The organism is Streptomyces sp. NPDC047974 (assembly GCF_040653375.1).
GTDB lineage: Bacteria > Actinomycetota > Actinomycetes > Streptomycetales > Streptomycetaceae > Streptomyces.
In genome coordinates this window covers 1-21,521 of the sequence record NZ_JBEZNU010000056.1, presented here as the reverse complement: position 1 = coordinate 21,521, position 21,521 = coordinate 1, and the positions used below count along the sequence as shown (strand labels likewise).

The 21,521-nt window shown below is 74.4% G+C and carries 20 protein-coding genes and 2 pseudogenes; 4 read left to right on the top strand and 18 right to left on the bottom strand.

The window, feature by feature from the left end; translation table 11 throughout:
• The 4 genes and pseudogenes from AB0E19_RS36855 to AB0E19_RS36840 all read right to left on the bottom strand — a co-directional run.
• Positions 1 to 409 (bottom strand): annotated as a pseudogene (locus tag AB0E19_RS36855) (DUF2306 domain-containing protein); the annotation flags it as partial.
• A gap of 111 nt (positions 410 to 520) precedes the next feature.
• The gene (locus AB0E19_RS36850) at positions 521 to 1,099 is read right to left on the bottom strand and encodes a PadR family transcriptional regulator (RefSeq protein WP_362189018.1); all 579 of its coding nucleotides are present in this window, start codon (positions 1,097 to 1,099) and stop codon (positions 521 to 523) included.
• 22 nt (positions 1,100 to 1,121) lie between these two features.
• The gene (locus tag AB0E19_RS36845) at positions 1,122 to 1,514 is read right to left on the bottom strand and encodes an STAS domain-containing protein (protein WP_362189015.1); all 393 of its coding nucleotides are present in this window, start codon (positions 1,512 to 1,514) and stop codon (positions 1,122 to 1,124) included.
• Between the two features lie 139 nt (positions 1,515 to 1,653).
• A complete protein-coding gene (locus AB0E19_RS36840; RefSeq protein ID WP_362189012.1) occupies positions 1,654 to 3,000 on the bottom strand; it encodes a helix-turn-helix domain-containing protein in 1,347 nt (448 codons plus the stop codon).
• Between the two features lie 233 nt (positions 3,001 to 3,233).
• Between AB0E19_RS36840 and AB0E19_RS36835 the strand changes: the two genes are divergently transcribed.
• On the top strand, positions 3,234 to 4,199 hold the full coding sequence (locus AB0E19_RS36835; RefSeq protein WP_362189009.1) for an alpha/beta fold hydrolase: 966 nt from the start codon (positions 3,234 to 3,236) through the stop codon (positions 4,197 to 4,199).
• Positions 4,200 to 4,233: 34 nt separating this feature from the next.
• Here the strand turns inward: AB0E19_RS36835 and rox are convergent, their stop codons facing one another.
• Together rox and AB0E19_RS36825 are read right to left on the bottom strand one after the other, a co-directional pair.
• Positions 4,234 to 5,670: a rifampin monooxygenase gene (rox, locus tag AB0E19_RS36830; RefSeq protein WP_362189006.1), complete on the bottom strand. Its 1,437-nt coding sequence runs from the start codon at positions 5,668 to 5,670 to the stop codon at positions 4,234 to 4,236.
• A 120-nt stretch (positions 5,671 to 5,790) separates the two neighbouring features.
• Positions 5,791 to 6,363: a GNAT family N-acetyltransferase gene (locus tag AB0E19_RS36825; RefSeq protein WP_362189003.1), complete on the bottom strand. Its 573-nt coding sequence runs from the start codon at positions 6,361 to 6,363 to the stop codon at positions 5,791 to 5,793.
• A 54-nt stretch (positions 6,364 to 6,417) separates the two neighbouring features.
• On the opposite strand from AB0E19_RS36825, the gene AB0E19_RS36820 reads away from it, so the two are divergent.
• Complete coding sequence (locus AB0E19_RS36820) at positions 6,418 to 7,458, top strand: alpha/beta hydrolase (protein WP_362189000.1); 1,041 nt, start codon at positions 6,418 to 6,420, stop codon at positions 7,456 to 7,458.
• Positions 7,459 to 7,493: 35 nt separating this feature from the next.
• Here AB0E19_RS36820 and AB0E19_RS36815 read toward each other — a convergent pair whose 3' ends face one another.
• The 4 genes from AB0E19_RS36815 to AB0E19_RS36800 all read right to left on the bottom strand — a co-directional run bounded on the left by AB0E19_RS36815 (position 7,494) and on the right by AB0E19_RS36800 (position 10,698).
• Complete coding sequence (locus AB0E19_RS36815) at positions 7,494 to 7,700, bottom strand: cold shock domain-containing protein (RefSeq protein WP_346768547.1); 207 nt, start codon at positions 7,698 to 7,700, stop codon at positions 7,494 to 7,496.
• Between the two features lie 96 nt (positions 7,701 to 7,796).
• Positions 7,797 to 8,714 carry a glutaminase gene (locus AB0E19_RS36810; RefSeq protein WP_362188996.1) on the bottom strand — a complete coding sequence of 306 codons (918 nt, stop codon included), beginning with the start codon at positions 8,712 to 8,714 and terminating at the stop codon, positions 7,797 to 7,799.
• 71 nt (positions 8,715 to 8,785) lie between these two features.
• Positions 8,786 to 9,115: a hypothetical protein gene (locus AB0E19_RS36805; protein ID WP_362188993.1), complete on the bottom strand. Its 330-nt coding sequence runs from the start codon at positions 9,113 to 9,115 to the stop codon at positions 8,786 to 8,788.
• Between the two features lie 170 nt (positions 9,116 to 9,285).
• Positions 9,286 to 10,698 carry an aminopeptidase P family protein gene (locus AB0E19_RS36800; RefSeq protein ID WP_362188990.1) on the bottom strand — a complete coding sequence of 471 codons (1,413 nt, stop codon included), beginning with the start codon at positions 10,696 to 10,698 and terminating at the stop codon, positions 9,286 to 9,288.
• Positions 10,699 to 10,849: 151 nt separating this feature from the next.
• Between AB0E19_RS36800 and AB0E19_RS36795 the strand changes: the two genes are divergently transcribed.
• A complete protein-coding gene (locus tag AB0E19_RS36795) occupies positions 10,850 to 11,833 on the top strand; it encodes a LuxR family transcriptional regulator (protein WP_362188987.1) in 984 nt (327 codons plus the stop codon).
• Between the two features lie 9 nt (positions 11,834 to 11,842).
• Here AB0E19_RS36795 and AB0E19_RS36790 read toward each other — a convergent pair whose 3' ends face one another.
• From AB0E19_RS36790 to AB0E19_RS36760, 7 genes and pseudogenes are all read right to left on the bottom strand, one after another.
• On the bottom strand, positions 11,843 to 13,852 hold the full coding sequence (locus AB0E19_RS36790; protein WP_362188984.1) for a prolyl oligopeptidase family serine peptidase: 2,010 nt from the start codon (positions 13,850 to 13,852) through the stop codon (positions 11,843 to 11,845).
• 36 nt (positions 13,853 to 13,888) lie between these two features.
• On the bottom strand, positions 13,889 to 15,526 hold the full coding sequence (locus AB0E19_RS36785) for a serine/threonine-protein kinase (protein WP_362188981.1): 1,638 nt from the start codon (positions 15,524 to 15,526) through the stop codon (positions 13,889 to 13,891).
• 69 nt (positions 15,527 to 15,595) lie between these two features.
• On the bottom strand, positions 15,596 to 17,332 hold the full coding sequence (locus AB0E19_RS36780) for an acyl-CoA dehydrogenase family protein (protein ID WP_362188978.1): 1,737 nt from the start codon (positions 17,330 to 17,332) through the stop codon (positions 15,596 to 15,598).
• Positions 17,333 to 17,424: 92 nt separating this feature from the next.
• On the bottom strand, positions 17,425 to 17,967 hold the full coding sequence (locus tag AB0E19_RS36775) for a PadR family transcriptional regulator (protein ID WP_362188975.1): 543 nt from the start codon (positions 17,965 to 17,967) through the stop codon (positions 17,425 to 17,427).
• Positions 17,968 to 18,127: 160 nt separating this feature from the next.
• Positions 18,128 to 18,307, bottom strand: a complete 180-nt coding sequence (locus AB0E19_RS36770; RefSeq protein WP_362189021.1) for a hypothetical protein — start codon at positions 18,305 to 18,307, stop codon at positions 18,128 to 18,130.
• Positions 18,308 to 18,394: pseudogene (locus tag AB0E19_RS36765) on the bottom strand (hypothetical protein); the annotation flags it as partial. It abuts the gene before it with no gap.
• The gene (locus AB0E19_RS36760) at positions 18,391 to 18,978 is read right to left on the bottom strand and encodes a DUF2785 domain-containing protein (RefSeq protein ID WP_362188972.1); all 588 of its coding nucleotides are present in this window, start codon (positions 18,976 to 18,978) and stop codon (positions 18,391 to 18,393) included. The gene AB0E19_RS36760 and the pseudogene AB0E19_RS36765, both read right to left, overlap by 4 nt.
• 106 nt (positions 18,979 to 19,084) lie before the next feature.
• Here AB0E19_RS36760 and AB0E19_RS36755 point away from each other — a divergent pair, with 106 nt between their 5' ends.
• Positions 19,085 to 20,257, top strand: a complete 1,173-nt coding sequence (locus tag AB0E19_RS36755; protein WP_362188969.1) for an SMI1/KNR4 family protein — start codon at positions 19,085 to 19,087, stop codon at positions 20,255 to 20,257.
• Positions 20,258 to 20,269: 12 nt separating this feature from the next.
• Here the strand turns inward: AB0E19_RS36755 and AB0E19_RS36750 are convergent, their stop codons facing one another.
• Positions 20,270 to 21,382 carry a hypothetical protein gene (locus tag AB0E19_RS36750; protein ID WP_362188966.1) on the bottom strand — a complete coding sequence of 371 codons (1,113 nt, stop codon included), beginning with the start codon at positions 21,380 to 21,382 and terminating at the stop codon, positions 20,270 to 20,272.
• Positions 21,383 to 21,521 lie beyond the last annotated feature (139 nt).

Here is a 21,521-nt window from a genome sequence, read left to right as displayed (position 1 = left end):
CGCTGAACGCGCGCTCCGGGGGCGTGCGGATCAGGTAGACGGCGGCCCCGGCCATCGACACGTACACGGTCGCGGCGAAGACGACGCCGAGGGCGCGGTGGAGGCGGATCCGGCGGCGGACGGCGCTGAGCAGCTGGACGGGGCCCAGGAGCATCAGGAGGCCGCCGAGGACGGAGTGGACGATCAGCGGGACGAGGCTGCGGCCGTACGGTCCCATGCGGTCGCGGACGGCGTCGGCGACGAACTCGGGCGAGACCGCGCGGCCGAGGAGCCACTCGCCGACGGCGGGCGCGCCGGGACGGGCGTAGGGCCAGAGTTCGGTGAACGCGATCGGCGCGTACGCGAGGCAGACCGCGGTCAGCGCGACGACGGCCACCCTTCCGCGTCTGGTGCTGGTGGGACGCCCCACGGCGGTCCTCCTCTGCGAGGGTGCGCAATAGTCCACTCTGGACTATGGAGGAAGGTAGGGCCGGTCCCGGCCGGGGTCAACCGGTCGGTAACAAAGTCGTGTTACCAGGGGTCAGCACTGTTCAGGACCACCCCCGGGCTCTCCCGGACCCTCCCCGGGCTCCCCCGGACCCTCTGCGGGCTCGCGGCTGCCGACCCAGCCCCAGAAGTCGACCATCATCCGCTCGTAGCGGATGCCGAACTCCAGGGCCTCGCGCTGCCCGCGGCTCAGCAGCCCGCCGACCTCGTCCGCCAGCCCCTCGTACTCCTCCAGGGTGCGCCGGTGCTCGGCGACCTGGACCGGGGCGTGGACGCGCGGGCTCGCCCCGAACCAGAGCTTCAGGATGCCCCGTTCGCGCGCCTCGACCGGGACGAAGGAGGGGTCGGCGAGCCAGCCGCGCAGCGCCGTCGCGCCCTCCTCCGTGAGCCGCATCAGCCGCCTGTTCCGGCCGCCCTCCTGGCGCACCTCGGAGAGCAGTCCGGCCTCCAGGAGCCGGTCGCACTGGGCGTAGACCTGGGCGTGCGGCACGGACCAGAAGGGGGCGACGGTCCGCGCCGCCTCGACCTTGACGTCGTACGGACTGGCCTCGCCCAGCGCGTCGATGATGCCGAGGACGAGGAAGGAGGGCGTGGTCAGCCGGACTTCAGACATGCGGCGACCGTATCGCGGGGCCTCAGACCGGGTGCTCCGCCCGGGCGCGGGGACCGCCGGGCAGCGGTGGCGAGGGCAGCGGGCGCAGCACGGGCTCGGGCCGCAGCAGCTCGTCGAGCCCGGTGAGGCGCACCAGGCGCAGGATCCACGGCTGGTCGCAGACGAGCTGGAAGTGCGCCCCGCGCGCGCGGGTGCTCCGGGCGCAGTGGGCGAGCAGGCCGAGGCCGGTGGCGTCGCAGAAGCCCAGCGGGCGGATGTCGACGGCGAGGGCGTCGGCCTCGCGGACGAGCGCGTCGAGTTCGGGCCGCAGATGGCGGACGAGGACGAGGTCCAGTTCGCCGCGGAGGACGGCGACGGTCAGGGCGCCGGCCGCGCGGACGGCGAGGTGGGGGTCATGACGGGGGATCAGCTGCATCGGACGCTCCACAGGGATGGGTCCAAGTGTCACGTCGAGCGTGGCCGTAGTCGGGGCGGGAGGGACGTTTCACCTTGGCCTCAGTCACCGGATCCGGTGAATACACGTCCACAGGTATGTCGTACACGCGTACGAGGTGTCAGGGGCGCCCTTCCCCCAGGAGGGAGCGGGTGCGCAGGGCCAGGAGGGCCTCGAAGCGGAAGGCGGGGTCGGCGAGCCGTTCGCCGAACAGGGCGTCGAGCCGGTGCAGCCGGCGGCGGGCGGTCTGCGGGTGGATCCCGAGCACCCGGGCGACCTCGGGTGCGGTGCGGCCCCAGGACATCAGCAGCGCCTCCAGGGTCTCGGCGAGCCGGTCGGCCCGACCGCGCGGCAGCTCCGCGAGGGGAGCGAGGAGCCGCGTGGCGAGCAGCCGGCCGACGGGCGCTGCCCGCAGCAGATGGAGCTCCCCCAGCTCCTCCTCGGCCAGGACGAAGTCCCCGCCGGGAAGCCCGGCCCCGGGGAGGCCCCCGCCGGCGCCCGCACCGGCCGCCGTCCTGCGGTCGAGGGCGGCGCGGGCGCACTGGAGGGACAGCCAGGCCTCGTCCGGCGCGACGGCGGGGCCCAGGGCGGCGGTGCGGCCGCGCAGCGCGGTACGGATCCGGTCGAGCGGCCCGGCCGGCCCCTGCCGCGTCCCCCCGCCCGGCTCATGCTCCGGCAGCGGCACGATCAGCACCAGGTCGTTGCCCCGCTGGGCGGCGAGGAGTCCGGCGTCGGCTCCGGGCACCGTCGGCCGGCCGCCGCCGGGCCTGACGAGGAGGCAGGCGAGGGTACGGGGCAGGGGCCAGCCGGCCCGCTCGGCGAGCGGCTCCGGAGACGGCCGGTCGGCGCCGGGACCCGGGGGTTCGAGGAGCCGCTCGGCCAGGGTGCGCCGGGCCCGCTTGAGTGCGCCCTCGGAGCGCAGCCGCTCGGCCCGGAAGCCCGCGACGGCCTCGTTGGACAGGGCGTTGATGTGGACGAGGACGGCCTCGTGCAGCGGCAGCACCAGCTCGGGCGGGAGGGCCGCGGCCTGGAGGACCTCGGCGTACCGGCGGCTGCCGACGCGGGCGCCGACCCGGAACGCCGCCTGGATGCCGTCCGTCGTCCGCCCGCTGCGGTACTCGACCCGGCCCAGCTCCCTGAAGTGCCGCAGGTGGTGGTCCTGCGGGCTGTCGGGGTGCTCGACCAGCTCCGCGAACTGGAGCAGGGCGCGACGTATCGACTCCACCAGGTCCCGCCCGACGGCGGAGTCCAGCGGCCTGCGGTAGGGGGCCACCTCGACGCGGATCGCCTCGACCATCTCCGCGACGATCGCGTCGATGCGGGGCCGGATGAGCGCGGCGAGCCCGGGCGGCAGTTCGTGCCAGGGGGCCCGGGCGAAGGCACCTCCGCCGTCGGACCCGGGCCCCGGGAGGGCGCCGGCACCGTCCGCGGGCGCCCGGCCGGACGGCGGCTGCGGCACGTACTCCATCTCGCGGCTCCCTCTCGGAACGGACTTCGGACGGTGTCGACGCGCGTGAGGCGGGCGCGCCGGAAGGTGTCACGCGCGTGACCGTTTTCCGGCGTACGGACTCCGCCTCCCTGGTCCGGCCGGAGCCGGTGACAGCACTGTGGACCCGACGTTACGCGCCAGTAGCTTCCGCGTCTCTCCCCCGTCACAGGTTTCTCCGCCACACATCACCCCGTCACGAGGAAGGCACCCCCATGCGCACACGCACCTCCCGCACCACAGGCACCAGCGGCACCGCCGCCCGTCGCCGGATCACGGCCGCCGTCACCGGCGCCGCCGCCGCGCTCTGCCTCGCGCTCACCGGCGCCGCCCCGGCGCAGGCCGCCCCCGCCCCGACCGCCGTCGAGGCCGATCCGGTGGGCCCGCCGCAGGGCGACTTCCTCTCGGCGTACGGCTACTCGCTGCTCGCGCCGACGGCCGTCCCCTCCGGGGCGAACGACTGGGGCTGCCGGCCGACGGCCGAGCACCCGCGCCCGGTGGTCCTGGTGCACGGCACCTTCGAGAACCGGTACGCGAACTGGGCCGGGCTCGCCCCGCGCCTGAAGTCCGCCGGGTACTGCGTCTACGCGCTCAACTACGGCGGCGGCCTCGGCCCGGTCACCGGCACCGGTGACATCACCGCCTCGTCACAGCAGCTGGCCGCGTTCGTGGAGCGGGTGCGGGCGGCGACGGGCGCGGCGAAGGTGGACCTCGTCGGCCACTCGCAGGGCGGCATGATGCCCCGTCACTACATCAAGCACCTGGGCGGCTCGGCCGCCGTCGGCCGGCTCGTCGCCCTCGCCCCCACCAACCACGGCACCTCGCTGTGGGGCATGGGGCTGCTCGCCCGCGCCTTCCCCGGCGGAGACGCCCTCCTCGGGTCGGCCTGCACGGCCTGCTCCCAGCAGATCACCGGCTCCGACTTCGTGACGGCGCTCAACGCGGGCGGCGAGACGCACCCGGCGGTCTCCTACACGGTGATCGCCAGCCGCTACGACGAGGTGGTCACCCCGTACACCTCGTCGTTCCTCGCGCCCGCGCCGAACGTCGTCAACCAGCGGGTGCAGGACGCCTGCCCGGCCGAGTTCACCGAGCACCTCGGGATCTCCTACAACGGGGTCGCGACCCGGCTGGTCCTCAACGCCCTCGATCCGGCGCACGCCCAGCGCCCGTCCTGCTGAACCGTCGCCCGGCTCCGGGCGCCGTCCGCCGGTCTCACCCGGCGGACGGCGCCCCGAACCACCGCTCCAGACCGTCCCGGAGCCCCGCCGGGTCGTCGCCGACCCAGACCACGTGCCCGTCCGGCCGCAGCAGCGCGGCCGGCACGTCCGGTTCGGCGTCCGCTCCGGCGACCCGGCGCACCCGGTCCTCCCAGCCGGTCACCGCGAGCGTCCCGGTGCGGTCGAGGAGGAGGCCGCGCCCGTCACGGGCCGCCTCGTACAGCCGGCCCTCCTTCAGCGGCACGTCCTTCAGCCGCCGGCCGAGCAGCTCGTGACCCTCGCCGCAGTCGTAGCGGAGGTCGACGGCGGTGAGCTTCCCGATGAGGAAGCGGTTGACCTCGTCGAACTCCATCAGCTCCGCGAGGAGCCGGCGCACCGCCTGCGCCCCCGGCTCCCCGGACATCAGCTCCATCTGGGCGCGGGTGTTGTCGAGCACGGCGGCGCCGACCGGGTGGCGCTCCGAGTGGTACGTGTCGAGCAGGCCTTCGGGCGCCCAGCCCAGCACCTCCCCGGCGAGCTTCCAGCCGAGGTTGAAGGCGTCCTGCACGCCGAGGTTGAGCCCCTGTCCGCCGGTCGGCGGATGGATGTGGGCGGCGTCGCCGGCGAGCAGCACCCGGCCCTCGCGGTACCGCTCCGCCTGCCGGGTCGCGTCACCGAAGCGGGAGAGCCAGCGCGGCTCGCGCACCCCGAAGTCGGTACCGCCGACGGCCGTCAGACGCTCCTTCAGCTCGTCGAGCGTCGGCGCGGAACGGGGCTCGGAGGAGAGTCCGGCGGCGGGCACGACCACCCGGTACAGCCCGTCCCCGAGCGGCATCACGCCGTACCGCGTCTGCGTCTTCCGGACCTCCGCCATCACCGGGAGGACCTCCTCCCACGGCACCCCGATCCTCACCTCGGCGATCAGCGTCTCGTGCCGCGCGGGCTCCCCGGGGAAGCCGATCCCGGTCAGGGCGCGCACGGTGCTGCGGCCGCCGTCGCAGCCGACCAGCCAGCGGGCGCGCAGCCGGGTGCCGTCGGCGAGCTCGGCCGTCACGCCCTCCTCGTCCTGCTCGAACCCGACCAGCTCCCGGCCGCGCCACAGCTCCACGCCCACCTCGCGGGCGTGCTCGTCGAGGAGTTCCTCGGTGATGTTCTGCGGGATGCCGAGGACGTAGGAGTGGGCGGTGTCGAGCCCCTCGGGCCAGGAGGTGCCGAGCCCGGCGAAGAAGCCGCCGACGCGGTACTGCTGTCCGCGGGCGAGGAAGCGGTCGAGCAGGCCGCGCTGGTCCATCACCTCGATGCTGCGGGCGTGCAGCCCGAGCGCGCGGCTGTGACCGCTCGGCTCGGCCGCCTTCTCCAGGACGAGCGGCCGCAGGCCCCACAGGCGCAGCTCCGAGGCGAGCACGAGCCCGGTCGGCCCGCCGCCGACCACGAGGACATCGGCGTCGAACATGGTGTTCCCCCATCTGTTTGTGCTGTTCAGCCGCCGATTCTGCGGCATCCGGGGGACCTTGCCGCAAGGCCCCCCGTACGCTGTACGGTGAAGAGGGAGAAGGACCGCGCCGGACGCTCCTCAGCGCAGGTCGTACCGCATGAGGATCCGGGGGTGGCCGGAGAGCACCGAGGTGGTGTCGGCGGCCCACACGAAGCCGGCGCGCTCGAAGTTCTTCCGCAGCCCGGGATACGCCATCGTCAGGTCGACCCGCGCGTCGCCGTTGTCCAGCGGGTAGGCCTCCACCGCCGGCGCCCCGTGGGCGCGGGCGAACTCGACGGCGCCCGCGATCAGCGCGTGGCTGACGCCTTTCTTGCGGTGGCCCGGGCGGACCCTGACGCACCAGAGCGACCACACCGGCAGGTCGTCGACGTGCGGGATCTTCCGGTTGCGGGCGAAGGTGGTGTCCGCCCGGGGTGCGACGGCGGCCCAGCCGGCCGGCTCGCCGTCGTCGTAGGCGAGCACGCCCGGCGGGGGGTCCTGGGCGCACAGGCCGGCGACGTACTCGCCCCTGGCCGGCTCGCGCAGCTCGTTGTTGAGCTTGGACGGGATCCGGTAGCTCAGGCAGAAACACACGTTGGCCGTGGGCGACTTGGGGCCGATCACGGCACGGACGTCCTCGTAGACGGAGGCCGGGCGGACTTCGATGGTCATGTCCCCCACCCTGGCACGGGCGCCGCCGCCCGGCAGGCCGTACGGTGCGGTGGCATGGACCGACCCGAGAACGCCCGTGCCGTACCCCTCGATCCCGAACTCGGCGCCGTACTGGCCGCCTCGGGCGGCTTGGCGCGCGAGCCGCTCACGCTCGGGAACCTCGCCGAGCGGCAGGCGGCGGACGCCGCCGTACGTCCCCGTCCCCCACTGCCGGAGCTGGCCGGGGACGGCGCCTTCACCGTGGAGGAGGTACGGGTGCCGGGGCCGCCCGGCGGGCCCGGGGTCACCCTGGTGCACGCCCGGCCGGCCGGGGCCCGCGGGGCGCTGCCGCTCCTGTACTACATGCACGGCGGCGGCCTGGTCATGGGCAACGCCCGGTCCGTGCTGCCCCGGGTGTTGGCGTCCTGGGCCGGGCCGCTGGGGATCGCGGTCGTCTCCGTCGCGTACCGGCTCGCCCCGGCGGCCCGCTACCCGGCGGCGGTGGAGGACTGCCGGGCGGGCCTGGAGTGGGTGGCGGCGCACGCCGGACGGCTGGGCGTGGACGCGGACCGGATCGTGATCGGCGGGAAGAGCGCGGGCGGCGGCCTCGCCGCGGCGCTCGCGCTGCTCCTCCGCGACCGGGGCGGCCCCCGGGCCCTCGGCCAGCTGCTGCTCTCCCCGATGCTCGACGACCGGCCGACGCGCGACGGCGACGGCGACGGCTCCGGCTCCGCGCGCCGCCAGGACTCCGCACGCCTCCAGGACGGCGTCGACACCCTGGACCGGATCACGGGCGCCACCGTCTGGCAGGCGTACCTGGGCGGGGCGTACGGCTCCGGGGACGTGGAGCCGTACGCGGCGCCGGCCCGCGCCGCCGACCTGTCCGGGCTGCCGCCCGCCTACCTCGACGTCGGTGCGGCGGAGCTGTTCCGGGACGAGGGCGTGGCGTACGCGGAGCGGCTGTGGCGGGCGGGCGGCGCGGCGGAGCTGCACGTGTGGCCGGGGGCGTACCACGGCTTCGACACCCTCGCCCCGGGCGCGGCGCTGAGCCGGGCCGCGACGGCCGCCCGCACCGAGTGGCTGCGGCGCACCCTGGACGCGGGCGGGCGGCCGTAGCGGGGCTGCTCCGGACGGTGGACCGGGCAGGGCCGTCAGACGCGGAGTTCGCGCGCCTCGAAGCGGCCCTGGCCGAGGACGAGGACGAAGGTGATCTGCTGGCCCTCGGAGAGGGAGCGGACCCCGTCCTCGACGTCCTCGGCCCGGAAGAAGACGGGTTCCTCCGATCCGACGGGCAGCACGAAGCCGTATCCGGCGCGGCGGTTGAAGGACTGCACGAATCCGGTGGTGCGGTTGTCCACGGCGACCTCCTTCGCTCCGGGCGCTCACGGCGCCCCACCGGAGGTGTACCCCGTGCGGCGGGGCTCCGCATCCGGGCCCGGGGAGGCGGCGGGCGGTCAGAAGACGGAGAGGCCCGTGATGGTGGTGAAGCGGTCGAGGGCGGCGACGCCGGCGACCGAGTTGCCGCGCTCGTCGAGGCCGGGGCTCCACACGCACAGGGTGCAGCGGCCGGGCACGACGGCGATGATCCCGCCGCCCACGCCGCTCTTGCCGGGCAGTCCGACGCGGTACGCGAAGTCGCCGGCGGCGTCGTAGGTGCCGCAGGTCAGCATGACGGCGTTGATCTGCTTGGCCTGGCTGCGGGTGAGGAGCCTGCTGCCGTCGGCGCGCACGCCGTGCCGGGCGAGGAAGCCGGTGGCGACGGCGAGGTCGGCGCAGGAGGCCTCGACCGAGCACTGCCGGAAGTACTCGCGCAGCAGGGTGGGGACGGGGGTGGTGATGTTGCCGTAGGAGGCCATGAAGTGGGCGAGGGCGGCGTTGCGGTCGCCGTGTTCGCCCTCGGAGGCGGCGACGTCCCGGTCGAAGTCGAGGTCGTCGTTGCCGCTCTCGGCGCGCAGGAAGTCCCGCAGGGCGCCGGAGGCGTCGCCGGTGAGCCGGTGGAGCCGGTCGGTGACGACGAGCGCGCCCGCGTTGATGAACGGGTTGCGAGGGATGCCGTGTTCGTACTCCAGCTGGACGAGCGAGTTGAAGGGGTTTCCGGAGGGCTCGCGGCCCACGTGCTCCCACAGCTCGTCGCCCTCCTTGGCGAGGGCGAGCGCGAGGCTGAAGACCTTGGTGACGGACTGGGTGGAGAAGGGCCGCTGCCACTCCCCCACCCCGTACACGCTGCCGTCCACTTCCGCGACGGCCATCCCGAACAGCTTCGGGTCGCCGGCGGCGAGCGCCGGGATGTAGTCGGCCGGGCGGCCCCGGCCGGCGAGGCCCTCGATCTCCTCGGCGACGCGTTCGAGGACGGGCAGGAAGGACTGCATCATGATCACATGATGCAGTCCCGGTGGCCGCTCGCGTCGCCCGGCCCGGCGCGGCGCGGCCCGGGCCCCGCGGCCTAGGCGACGACCTCGTAGGTGAGGGTGTAGTCGGCGTCGTCCTCGGTGAACCTGTACTCCAGCTCCCCGAGGCCCAGCATGGCCGGCCCGGCGTAGAAGCGGCCGAGCAGGTCGTCGTCGTCCGGCGAGTCGTGGTCGAGGAGTTCGACACGCGCCCGCGTGCCGAACGGTACGGGCGGTACGGCGGTGAGGTCGGCGGTGTCCCGGTTGTTCAGCCCGGGTGATTCGGCGCCCCACACCTGGACGCCGTTGACGAGCAGTCGCTGTTCGTCCTCGCCGTGGTCGTCCTCGGTCTTCGAGCAGTAGAGCGAGATGAGACGGAGCCTCACGGTCACCCCCAACGGTGCGTGGTCCGGCCGGTCCGGCCGGTCACACGACGGTAGGGCGAGGGCCGGATTCCGGACAACGGAGCGTGTCCCTCCGCCGCCGCGCGCCCCCGCGCCCCCCGGGTGGGGGGCGCGGGCCCGGCCGCACATCCGGGCCCGCGCGTCCCCGGCGGTCAGCCCGCGACGCGGGCCATCCACTCCTCCACCTCGGCGGAGGTGCGGGGCAGCCCGGCGGACAGGTTCTCGTGGCCCGCCTCCGTGACCAGCAGGTCGTCCTCGATGCGGACGCCGATGCCGCGCCACTCGGCGGGCACGGTCAGGTCGTCGGGCTGGAAGTAGAGGCCCGGCTCGACGGTCAGGACCATGCCCGGCACGAGGACCCCGTCGACGTACTCCTCGTTGCGCGCGGAGGCGCAGTCGTGCACGTCAAGACCGAGCATGTGGCCGGTTCCCGCCATGGTGAAGCGCCGCTGGAGGCCGAGCTCGTACGCGCGGTCCACCGGCCCCTCGATGAAGCCCCACTCCACCAGCTTCGCCGCCAGGTGCCGCTGGGCCGCCTCATGGAAGGCGCGGTAGGGGGCGCCGGGCTTCACCGCGTCGAAGCCGGCCTGCTGCGCCTCGTACACGGCGTCGTACACCCGCCGCTGGACGTCGGTGAAGGTGCCGCTGATGGGGAGGGTGCGGGTGACGTCGGCGGTGTAGAGGGAGTGGGTCTCCACGCCCGCGTCGAAGAGGAGCAGTTCGCCGGGGCGGACCGGGCCGTCGTTGGAGGTCCAGTGCATGATCGTGGCGTGGTCGCCGGCGGCGCAGATCGAGCCGTAGCCGACGGAGTTGCCCTCCAGGCGGGCGCGGCGGAAGAAGGTGCCCTCGATCCAGCGCTCGGAGGTGGCGACGGCGGTGGAGAGGTCGCCGACGGCGTCGGTGAAGCCGCGGACGGTGGAGTCGACGGCCTTGCGGAGCTCGCCGATCTCCCAGGCGTCCTTGACCAGGCGGAGCTCGCTGAGGGCGTCCTCCAGTTCGGTGTCCCGCTCCTCGTCGGTGGTGACGGCCGCCTCCAGGGCGGGGTCGACGCCGCGCACGATCCGGGTGGGCACGCCGGCGCCCGCGGCCAGGTGGGCGGGGAGCCCGCGGACGTCGCGGCAGGCCAGTCCGAGGACCCGCTCGGCCTCGGCGAGGGAGAGCCTGCGGCCCATCCACAGCTCGGCGGTGTAGCCGATCCAGAAAGTGTCGTCGTCCCGGCCGTCGCGGGGCAGGACGTAGCCGTACGCGTCGTGGCCGCCGTCCTCGCGCGGCTCCAGGACCAGGGCGCAGTCGCGGGCCTGGTCGCCGGTCATGTGGACGTAGGCGGAGTGCGGACGGAAGGGGTACGTGTCGTCGTTCGAGCGGACCTTGAGGTTGCCGGACGGGACGACCAGGCGCTCGCCGGGGAAGCGCGCCGAGAGCGCGGCGCGCCGGGCGGCGGCGTACGGCGCCTGCTCCGACTCGGTCAGGTCGTGCCTCTCGGTGTCGGCCCAGCCGGTCCGCATCAGCGCGGAGAGTTCCTCGGATATGCCGTCGTACAGGCCGTTCTTGCGACCCTTCGCCACGTCGTGCTCCTTCGTCGAGAGTCCCTGCGGGAAACCGCCGGTCGTCGGCGGTTCACGGAACGTAGCCCGGCCCGGGGCGCCGTGGGGCCGAGGAGTGCCAGTGGCACGGATCGGACACACGGGGGCGCGGGCGGCGGCCAGAATGGGTGCCATGGCGAACGCGAGACTGGGCGAGGCGCTGCGGCTCCTGGGCCTCGGCGAGACGGCGGCGCGGGTCTACCGCGAGCTCCTGGAGCGGGCGCCGGCCCCGCTGGCGGCGGTCGGCGCGGCGGCCGGGGTCGAGGGGCCCGCGCTGTCGGAGGCGTACGGGGAGCTGGTCGACGCGGGGCTCGCGAGCCCGGCGGTCGACGGCGGCGACACGGTGGCCCCGGTGCCCCCGGCGGCGGGCCTGGAGATCCTGGGCCGGCACCGGGCGGCGGAGCTGGACGAGTCGCGGATCACCGTGGGCGGCGCCTTCGAGTCGTTCCGGCGGCAGCGGCTCGCCGCGTACGACGACGACCTGGTGGAGGTGGTGACCGGGGAGGCGATCGGGCCGCGGATGCGGCAGGCGTGGGCGAGCGCCCGGCAGCAGATCCGGCAGCTGGACTCGCCGCCGTACTTCACGGTCCCCGGCGCCACCGACGACGCGCTCGCGACCCTCGCCCGGGGCGTCACCCAGCGGGTCATCTACTCCCGGGCCTCCCTTGAGCAGCCGGGCCATCTGGAGCAGGCGATCGAGCCGGTGATCGCGGCCGGCGAACAGGCCCGGGTGCTGCCGTCCGTGCCGGTCAAACTGGTGATCATCGACGAGGCGTACGCGCTGGTGTCGCTGTCGATCCGGGAGGCCGACGTGTTCACCACGATGCTGGTGGTGCAGCCGTGCGGACTGTTCTCGGCCCTCGTGGCGCTCTTCGAGCAGTCCTGGCGGGACGCGCTGCCCTTCCACGGCCGCACCGCGCTCCCGGGCGGGCTGCCGCCGGCCGACCGGCGGCTGCTCTGGCTGCTCGCCGGGGGTGCGGCGGACGAGGTGATCGCCCGGGAGATCGGTGTCAGCCGCCGCACCCTCTTCCGCCGCATCCAGGTCCTGATGGCCCGGCTCGGCGCCACCAACCGCTTCCAGCTGGCGCTCCAGGCGCAGCGGCACGGCTGGCTCTGACCGCGGGGGTCAGGAGCCCAGGTGCCTGCGCAGGAAGGTGTACATCAGGGCCTTGTTGCGGGCGGCCTGCGCGTTGTCGGTGGCGCCCGCGTGGCCGCCGCCGGTGTTCTCGTGGAAGAGCACCGGGTGCCCCAGCTCGCGCAGCCGCGCCGCCGCCTTGCGCGCGTGCCCGGGGTGGACCCGGTCGTCGCGGGTGGAGGTGGTGAGCAGCACCGGCGGGTAGGGGGCGCCGGCGGTGAGCCGGTGGTACGGGGAGAGCTCCCGCAGGTGCGGCAGGTCGGCCTCGTCGTCGGGGTCGCCGTACTCGGCGATCCAGGAGGCGCCGGCGAGCAGCTTGTGGAAGCGGACCATGTCGAGCAGCGGCACCTGGCAGACGATCGCCCCGAACAGCTCGGGGTAGCGGGTGAGCATGGCGCCCATGAGGAGGCCGCCGTTGCTGCCGCCGGCCGCGCCGAGCCGCTCCGGGGTGGTGATGCCCCGGGCGACGAGATCGCGGGCGACGGCCGCGAAGTCCTCGAAGGCCCGGTGCCGGTGGGCGCCGAGCGCGGCCTGGTGCCAGTCGGGGCCGTACTCGCCGCCGCCCCGGATGTTGGCGATGACGTAGGTGCCGCCGCTCTCCAGCCAGCCGCGCCCGGTGAGCGAGGCGTAGGACGGGGTGAGGGAGACCTCGAAGCCGCCGTAGCCGTACAGGAGGGTGGGGCCGGGGCCCTCGGTGCGGTCGGGGCCGATGACGAAGTACGGGACGCGTGTCCCGTCGTCGGAGACGGCGAAGGCCTGCTCGACGGCGAGCCCGGTGATGTCGAAGCGGGCGGGCGCCTGGCGCAGGATCTCGGTGTCGCCGCCGATGTCGCCGCGGGTGAGCGTGGACGGCTGGAGGAAGCCGGACACGTCGAGGAAGTACTCGTCGGAGACGTCCGGGTCGGTGTCGGTGACGGCGACCGCCGACAGCGGCGGCACGTCGGCGAGCGGGGCGCGCGACCAGCCGCCCTCCTCGCGCGGGGTGAGGACCTCGATGCGGGTGCTGACGTCCCGCATGGTCTCCAGGATCAGGTGGTGCCGGGTCCAGGAGTGTCCGGCGAGGGCGGTCCGCTCGTCGGGGACGAAGAGGGCCTCGGCGGTGCGGTCGCCGGCCAGGAAGGCGTCGAAGCCGAAGGCGAGGAGGGCTCCGGCGGGGTGGCCGAGCCAGGGCGACTTGAGGGTGACGATCAGGTGCTTGCGGTGGGCGTAGACCTCGGCGTCCTCGGGGACCTCGATCCGCACGAGCCGGTCGTCGGCGGTGACGAGGTGGGTCTCGCTGCGGAAGAAGTCGAGGGAGCGGCCGACGAAGTCGCGCTCGTAGCCGGGGGTGGGGTCGTGCCAGGCCCAGGCGGAGACGTCGCCGGGCTCGCCCTCGAAGAGGGTGACGGCCTCGGTGAGCGGGGTGCCGCGCCGCCAGCGGCGGACGGTGCGCGGATAGCCGGCGTCGGTGAGCGAGCCGGGACCGTGGTCGGTGCCGACGAAGACGGTGTCGTCGTCGACCCAGCCGATGCTGGTCTTCGCCTCGGGCACGGTGAAGCCGTCCTCGACGAAGCTCCGGGACGGCAGGTCGAACTCGCGGACGACGACGGCGTCGCCGCCGTCGCGGGAGAGGCTGACGAGCGCCCGGTCGTGGTCGGGCCGCCGCACCCGGGCCCCCGCCCACACCCATTTCTCGCCCTCGGCCTCGGCGAGCGCGTCCACGTCGAGCAGGACCTCCCACTCGGGGGCGTCCTTGCGGTACTGCTCCAGGGTGGTGCGCCGCCACAGGCCCCGTACGTGCTCGGCGTCCTGCCAGAAGTTGTAGAGGTGGGGGCCGCGCCGGGTGGTGTACGGGATGCGGTCGACGGCGTCGAGCACCTCGCGCAGGCGCTCGGCGAAGGCGTCGAAGCCGGGTCCGGAGGCCAGCTCGGCCTCCGTCTCGGCGTTCCGCTCGGCCACCCAGGCGAGGGCGGCCTCACTGTCGACGTCTTCGAGCCACAGGTACGGGTCGTCATGGTTCACGCGGGCCATTGTCCCCCGGAGGGGGAGGGTGGCGCCTCAGTCCGCGGTGAGCTTGTGCACCTGCTTGCCGTCGGCGTCGACCGCGAGGTAGCCGACGGCGCTGTATTCGTTGGTGCGGTAGACGAGGAGGGTGGGGCGGTCCTCGTTGAAGGTCCAGCGCTCGGCGACGATGTGCCGGGTCCTGGGCGCGTCCACCTTGAGTTCGCGGTCGGCGCGCTGCATCAGGACCGGCAGGTCGTCCCAGGGCAGTACGGCGGGGTCGAAGGGCTGCTCGTCGGCGTCCGAGGCGCCGATGGTGCCGCCGACGCCCTGCCGGCTGACCTTGCCGTCCCGGAACTGGTAGCGGTCGTAGGTCTTGGCGCCCTGCTCGGTCGGGATCTCGGCGATGGCGTACTCGTCGTAGACGAACATCTGCTTGATCGTCGTGACGCCGGTGGCCTCGCGGAACGCGGCGAGGGCGGTGCGGACCCCGTCGGGGGTGAGGAGGTCGCCGGGGGCGGTCGCGGGGGCGGTGGCGGGGGCGGTGGCGGGGGCGGTCGTGGGTCCGGTCGTCGTGCCTGGTGAGGACGCGCGGGGCGTGGCCCCGGCCTGCTTCCCGTCGCCGTCTCCCCCCTCGGGAAGGAACTGGGTGATGCCGAGGGCGAGCAGGGCGGCGGAGAGGACCAGGCCGCCGGCGACGCGGGCGAGGCGCTTGCGCGGGGCGGGACGGGGGGCCGGGGCGGGCGGCCGGTGGGCGGCCTGGGCGTACGGGTGGGGCAGGGGCGCCGGGTACGGGACGGGCGTCGGCGGGCCGAAGCCCGCGGGGACGGCGTCGGCGGGTACGCCCGCCGCCCGTTCGGCTTCGGCGAGGAGGCGGTCGAGCTCCGCGCCGTCCGGCCGCTGGGCCGGGTCGCGGACGAGGAGGCGGGCGAGGACGGGCGCGAGGGCACCGGAGCGGACCGGCGCCGGGATCGGGTCGTCGAGGACGGCGACGACGGTGGCGAGGCTGGTGGCGCGGCGCAGCGGGTGGTGCCCCTCGGTGGCCACGTACAGGAGCATGCCGAGGGACCACAGGTCGGAGGCCGGGTTGCCCTCCTCGCCGCGGATCCGCTCGGGGGCGATGAACTCGGCGGAGCCGATGAGGTCGCCGGAGGCGGTGAGCCGGGAGGTCGACTCGTCGAGGACGGCGATGCCGAAGTCGGTGAGCACGGCGCCGCCTTCGGCGCGCAGCAGCACGTTGGCGGGCTTGACGTCGCGGTGCTGGATGCCGGCGGCGTGGGCGGCGCGCAGGGCGCCGAGGACCTGCCGGCCGAGGGCGATCGCCTCGGGGACGGACATCGGACCGGCGGCCAGCCGGTCGGCGACCGAGCTGCCCTCGACCAGCTCCATGACGATCCACGGGGCCGAGCCGTCGGCGGGCTCGACGATGTGGTGGACCGTCACGACGTGCGGGTGCGAGAGCCGGGCGAGCGCCCGGGCCTCGCGGACGGCCCGCTCCCGCATCTGGGCGGTCAGGCCGGGGTTCGCCGCCTCGACGGCCGGGTCCGGCGGGCGGACCTCCTTGAGGGCGACGTCCCGGTCGAGGGCGATGTCGCGGGCCCGCCACACGGTGCCCATGCCGCCGCTGCCGAGCCGGGAGACCAGCCGGAACCGTCCGTCGACGAGGGGTCTGCCGTCGTCGTCATTCGTGCTCATGAGCGATCATCGTAGGGGTCCCCGGTGACGGCCGGGGTCCGGGCGGGCGGCCCGCCCGGACCGGCGGTGTCAGGGCTTCATCTCGTACGCGCCGGAGAGGGCCTCGACGCGGGACCAGACGCGGGCGGTGCGGGCCTCGTCGACGACGGGACGGCGGACCGCGCCGAGCGCCCAGGTCTGCTGCGCCTCGGTGGCGGAGTCCTTGCCGTGGAGCTCGACGGCGTGGGCGGAGAAGTCCCGGACGAGGACGGCGAAGAGCTCGTCGAGGACGTCGTCGTCGAGGCCGGTGAGCGCGGCCTGCTCCAGGACGAGCTGGGCGTGGACGACGAGCGCGAAGAGCTGGCCGACGGAGAGGAGCAGGTCCAGGTCGCGGCTCTGGGCCTCGTCGGGCGCGGCGGTGCGGACGAAGTCGCAGAGCGCGTCGGCCTGTTCGCGGAAGCGGGCGACGTTCGGGAGCCGGTCGTACGCGTCGAAGGCCGGCCGCCAGTCGTGGAAGCGGACGGAGCCGAGGCCGCGGGCGGGACCCTGCCGGAAGAGGAACGTGTCGTCGGCCGCGTCCAGGCGGGTGGGGACGGCCGGGTGGTCCACCGGGTCGAGGAGGTGGTTGCGCATGAACTTGAGGATGAGGGCGAGGTTGACGTGGACCGTGCCCTCCAGCTTCGGCAGGCCGCGGATCTCGACGGCGGCCTGGGCGAAGTAGTTGTCCTTCTCGAAGCCCTTGGCGGCGATGACGTCCCACATGAGGTCGATGACCTTCTCGCCCTCGGTGGTCACCTTCATCTTCGTCATCGGGTTGAAGAGGAGGTAGCGGCGGTCGTCGGGTCCGGCGGTGCGGAAGTAGTCGACGGCGCGGTCGCTGAAGAGCTTCATGCCGGCCAGGCGCACGTAGGCGTCGGTGAGTTCGCGGCGCACGTGCGGGAAGGCGGTGACGGGACGGCCGTAGAGGACGCGGTTCTGGGCGTGGGTGACGGCCTCGTACATCGCGTGCTCGCAGATGCCGATGGAGGCGGTGCAGAGGTTGAACTTGCCGACGTTGACGGTGTTGAGGGCGGCGTCGAAGGCGGCGCGGCCGGTGTGCAGCACGTCGGCGGCGGCGACCGGGTACTCCTCCAGGCGGAACTCGCTGACGAACTTGGAGGAGTCGACGACGTTCTTGACCAGGTGGTAGGCCGGGTGGCGGCTGTCGGCGGCGAAGAACACGTAGCCGTCGGGGCCCTCGACGTCGGTGCGGCGGCCGAAGACGGAGACGAGGCCGGCGGCGTTGCCGTTGCCGATGTAGTACTTGGAGCCGGTGGCGCGGAAGCCGCCCTCCTCGTCGGGCGTGAGCAGCATGTCGGTCGAGTAGATGTCGGCGCCGTGCGTCTTCTCGGAGAGGCCGAAGGCGAACACCTCGCCCTGGTCGAGGAGTGCGGCGGCACGGGCGCGGGCGGCGGCGTTGTCGCTCTGCCAGACCGGGCCGAGGCCGAGGATGGTGACCTGCCAGGCGTACCAGTAGTCGAGCCCGTAGAAGCCGAGGATCTCGTTGAGGGCGGCGATGCGGGCGGTGTCCCACCGCTTGTCGCCCGTGCCGTCGCCGTCGCTCTCGCCGGCCTCGGCCGCGGGGGTCAGGAAGGTGGCGAACAGCCCCTCCTTGGCGGCGAAGGCGAGGAAGTCGCCGAGCCAGGCGCGGGTCCGGTAGTCCTCGATGATCCGGCGCTTGCCGCGCTCCTCGAACCAGTCGACGGTGGCGCGCAGCAGCCGGCGGGTCTCGGGGTCGAAGTGCGCGGGGTCGTAGGTGCGGGGGTTGAAGAGGAGCGCGTCGGTCATGGGGTAACCGCCTTGGGCTTGAGGGTGGATGAGGGTGGATCGGGGTGGATCGGGGTGCGCGAGAGCGCGGGGCGGGTTCCGGGGGGCGTGCCTCAGAACCGGCGCAGGGTGGCGAGGACGTCGTCGAGCCAGGCGATCATCATGCGTTCGTACGCGATGCCGCCGCGCAGCACGACGTGCTGGAGCTCGCGCTCGGCGTCCGGGGCCCCGTCGGGGGCGGGCGGGAAGTCGCGCTCCTCGCCGGCGAGGTAGTGGGCGAGGCGGTCGGTGTGCGCCTGCCGGTGCCGTTCGACCTCGTGGACGAGGCCGGCGGGGTCGTCGAAGGCGGCGCCCCGGATCTTCACGGCGAGGTCGTGCCGGACGCTCTCGGGCTCGATCGGCTCGTGCAGCCAGGAGCTGAGCGCCGCGTGCCCGAGGTCGGCGACGGAGTACTCCCTCTTGTCCGGCCTCCCCTGCTGGGGCACCTCGCGGGCGGCCACCCAGCCGTCGTTCTCCATCCGCTTGAGGACGCGGTAGATCTGCTGGTGGGTGGCGGTCCAGAAGTAGCCGATGGACCGCTCGAACCGCCGGGCCAGTTCGTATCCGGACCCCGGCTTCTCCAGCAGGGAGACGAGGATCGCGTGTTCGAGCGCCATGCCACCGATCCTGCTATGCAACTGGTTGCATAGCAAGGCGGCCGGGCGACGATGAGACGCGCCTCACGGCCCCGGAGCACGCGCCGGACGCGTCGCGGGGGCGGCCGGGTGCCGCCGGCCGTCACACCGCGCTCTCACGCCGCCCTCCCCCACACCGTCCTCACGCGGCCTGGAACACCGGGGCGAGGACCTCCGCGAGGCGCCGCTTCAGCGCCTCCGCGTGCCGGGTCCGTACGGGGACGGGCGCGCCGGTCCGGGGCCGTACGCCGACGTCGGCGAGCAGGTACAGCATCCGCAGCGTGCGCATGGCGTTGGAGACGTGCGCCGCCGTCGTGGGCACGCCCGGCTCCCGCCCGGCGGCGAAGGCCGCCTCGACCGGGTCCAGCCAGCGCAGCGCCTCGGCCTCGGTCAGCTCGGGCCGGTTCAGGGTGCGGGCGACGCCCTGCGCGAGCCGGTCGTCCGCCTGCTGGGCGAAGACGTGCCGGTGGGGGCCACGAGCCGCTCCGCGGCGAGCGCGAGCATCGCGCCCGGCTCGACGTCCGGGTGGGAGCCGAAGGCGCCGAGCAGGTCGGCTCCGTGCGCGACGGCGTGCAGCCAGCCGAGCCGGGGGTCGTGGTCGCGCAGGTCGGTTTCGGCCGGGTACCAGCGCCGGAACGCGGCGAGCCACGCCGGGTCGAAGTCGCCGCGGGCGACGATCATGTCGAGGACCAGCGGTGCGAAGGCACGCGCCTGGATCTCGGGGTCGTCGAAGCGGGCGGCCATCACGGCACCCAGGCGCGCACGCAGCGCCCGGTCGATCACGTCCCGCTCGATCCAGGTCCGCAGCACGACGTACGGCGCGCCGTCGCGGAGCTCGGGATCGGGATGGCGCAGGGCCTCGGCCAGTTCGTCGGCGAGCGCGGGGAGGTCGGCGGAGGCCGGGGCGGGGCAGCCGTCCGCGGAGAGGTGGAGCCAGCGGGCCGCGCCGATCGGCGGCGTACGGTCGTTCGTCGTCAGGTCGTTCGTCGTCACGACCTCACCCTGGGGACCCGCCCGGAGGCGGTCAACCGATGATCGGACGGGGGGTCAGGGCGGCCCAGGCGCGGCTCTGTCGGTGGGGCTGACTACGCTCGGCGGCATGACGACGCACCTGGTGGACGCGGCATGGGACCGCATCGATCGCTGGCTCCTGACGCACGCGCCCCGTACCTTCGCCACGCTCGCTCCTCCCGCGCGGGAGGAGGACATCCGCGCGACCGAGCGGGAGCTGGGGCTCGTCTTCCCGCCGGACCTCCGCGCCTCGCTGCTGCGCCACGACGGCACCCGACGGGGACCCGAGGCGCTCCGCTTCGACACCCACGACCGGCTCCTCGGCCTCCGGGACATCGTGGAGTCGACCGGCTTCCTGCGGGCGGTCGCCGGGGACCTGGACGAGGAGGACGCGGTGGGCTACTGGGCCCACGGCTACGTGCAGTTCGGCTCGTACGAGGTCACCGCCGACGGGGTCGCCATCGACTGCGACCCGCACCGCGACACGTACGGCACGATCGGCCGCTTCTTCGACGAGACGGGCACCACCTTCGGCAGGTCCGACTCCCTCGGCGCGTTCCTGACGCGGCTGGCGGACGGCCTGGAGAGCACGGCGCCCGCGGGCCCGGTGGTCTTCGCCGGCCGTCTGATCTGGGAGGGCCCGTGCGAACGCCTCCCCGAGTGGGAGCACACGGGCACCCCCCTGCCCGGCCCGGACGCGGAACCGCCCCCGCTCGACCTGCCCGAGGACCCGTCGGAACGCCTGAAGGTGGGCTACCTCTACGGTCTGGGCGAGCTCGGCGCCGTCGTCGCCACCGCCCCTCCGGAGCGCGTCGCGGAGGCGGCCGGCAAGCAGGCCCGCCGGCTGGCCGAGGAGACCGGCCTGGCGGCATACCCCGAGCTGGCCAAGGCGCTGGACGCCCTGGACGCCCTGGACGCCCGGCACGCCCCGGCGCGTACGCCTCCGCTCGACGGCCCCGCGCTCCTGCGCCTGCGGGCGGTGAAGGCGTGGGCGGAGTCGCGCGGCGACCGCATCCGGGCCACGGCCGCCGTCGAACTGGCCCACGCGGTACGCGGCTCCGCCTACCGGGCGGTCGCGGAGATCCCCACGCTCCGGGCCCTGTACGTCCCGCTGTGGCGCGACGACCTCCACGCGGACCTCGGAAGCCCGCCGCTCCCGCCGGAACCCGACGACACGTTCTGGGCGCTGCTCCGCAACCCCGCCATCGACGCGGACGCCTACGCCGACTGGTACGCGGAGGCGCATCCCGTCCAGGACTGAGCCGCAGCCCGCTCAGTAGCGGCCGATGTCCTGCACCCTGGCTGCGGGCGCGGGTCGGACGCGGGACAGCTTCGCGGCCGTCCCGCGCGCCGTCTCGAAGGCGACGACCGCGTTGCCGTCCCTCCGCCAGGGATCGGCCCCGCACCACGGCCCGATCAGCCGGAACTGCTCCAGCGCGGGGCCGTACATCATGGTGCGGACCATGGCGTCCGCCAGCCGGTGCCGCAGACCCGGCAGGAGTTCGTGATCGGGGTCCACCCGCTCGAAGGAGGCGGCGACCCGCTTGAGCATCCGCCGGCCCACGGGCCCCGCGGGCAGCGCGAAGGCCGTGCGTCGCAGCAGTTCGTCCAGCGCGTGCAGATAGATCCCGGCCAGCGGGCTGCCGGGCGGGGCGTTGCGGACCGCGCGCCGGGCGAAGCTCATCATCTGCTGGTCGCTGCCGAACCACTTGGCGCACCAGTACTGGAGCGCCTGCCAGTGGCCCTCGAAGTGGTGGGGCGCCCGGGCGACGAGACCGTCCCAGAGCCGATCGAACTCCCGCGGGCCGTACTGCGCTCCGCGCGCCGCCGTGATCATGACGACCCATGGCCCCGGGTTCGCCGGATCCAGCAGCGAGGCCCGCCGCGCCTCCTCGATCGCGGCCGGGAGCAGGGCACGGAACTCGTTCATGTCGTAGCCGGAGACCTCGTGGGCGTAACCGCTTCCCCGGATCGCCCAGGCGCGGTGCACCAGGAGGCTCGCGTGGAGCGTGGCGGCATCGCAGTTGCCGGGGTCGGCGGCACGCCAGGCGTCCAGCCAGGCATCGTCTTCCTCGGCGACCTGCTGCAGCACCTCAAGCCGGGCCCACCGCTCGTCCCAGTCCTCTCCCGCCGCCCGCACGTACCGGTCGGCCGCCGCCCAGTCCCCGCCCCACGCGGCGTCGGCGACGGCCTGCCGTTCCCGCGTCCGATGGGCCGGCGCCGGCGGTCCGGCACGACGGGGGTCGAGCGCCTCGCGGGGCGGTAGCCCGTAGGCGGAGGCGACGAACCGCTCCAGAGCCCAGGCAGCGGCCCGGCGGGGCACGACGAAGAGCCGATAGAGAACGACGAGAAACGCGCCGAGCACACCGGCGAGAAAGAGAGTCACGGCGGGAAATGATTCCGGAATCAATCACTCCGTGCAAGAGGGTACAAAAATGCCTCAACCCCCGGACATGGTCCGGGGGTTGAGGCTAAAAATTGTTCGGCGGCGTCCTACTCTCCCACAGGGTCCCCCCTGCAGTACC

Coding starts and splice junctions, on each gene's coding strand:
- AB0E19_RS36785 (WP_362188981.1), bottom strand. CDS start 15,526: ATGAGCACGAATGACGACGACGGCAGACCCCTCGTCGACGGACGGTTC.
- AB0E19_RS36825 (WP_362189003.1), bottom strand. CDS start 6,363: ATGACCATCGAAGTCCGCCCGGCCTCCGTCTACGAGGACGTCCGTGCC.
- AB0E19_RS36845 (WP_362189015.1), bottom strand. CDS start 1,514: ATGCAGCTGATCCCCCGTCATGACCCCCACCTCGCCGTCCGCGCGGCC.
- AB0E19_RS36775 (WP_362188975.1), bottom strand. CDS start 17,967: ATGGCGCTCGAACACGCGATCCTCGTCTCCCTGCTGGAGAAGCCGGGG.
- rox (WP_362189006.1), bottom strand. CDS start 5,670: ATGTTCGACGCCGATGTCCTCGTGGTCGGCGGCGGGCCGACCGGGCTC.
- AB0E19_RS36755 (WP_362188969.1), top strand. CDS start 19,085: ATGACGACGCACCTGGTGGACGCGGCATGGGACCGCATCGATCGCTGG.
- AB0E19_RS36835 (WP_362189009.1), top strand. CDS start 3,234: ATGCGCACACGCACCTCCCGCACCACAGGCACCAGCGGCACCGCCGCC.
- AB0E19_RS36850 (WP_362189018.1), bottom strand. CDS start 1,099: ATGTCTGAAGTCCGGCTGACCACGCCCTCCTTCCTCGTCCTCGGCATC.
- AB0E19_RS36780 (WP_362188978.1), bottom strand. CDS start 17,332: ATGACCGACGCGCTCCTCTTCAACCCCCGCACCTACGACCCCGCGCAC.
- AB0E19_RS36820 (WP_362189000.1), top strand. CDS start 6,418: ATGGACCGACCCGAGAACGCCCGTGCCGTACCCCTCGATCCCGAACTC.
- AB0E19_RS36810 (WP_362188996.1), bottom strand. CDS start 8,714: ATGATGCAGTCCTTCCTGCCCGTCCTCGAACGCGTCGCCGAGGAGATC.
- AB0E19_RS36795 (WP_362188987.1), top strand. CDS start 10,850: ATGGCGAACGCGAGACTGGGCGAGGCGCTGCGGCTCCTGGGCCTCGGC.
- AB0E19_RS36840 (WP_362189012.1), bottom strand. CDS start 3,000: ATGGAGTACGTGCCGCAGCCGCCGTCCGGCCGGGCGCCCGCGGACGGT.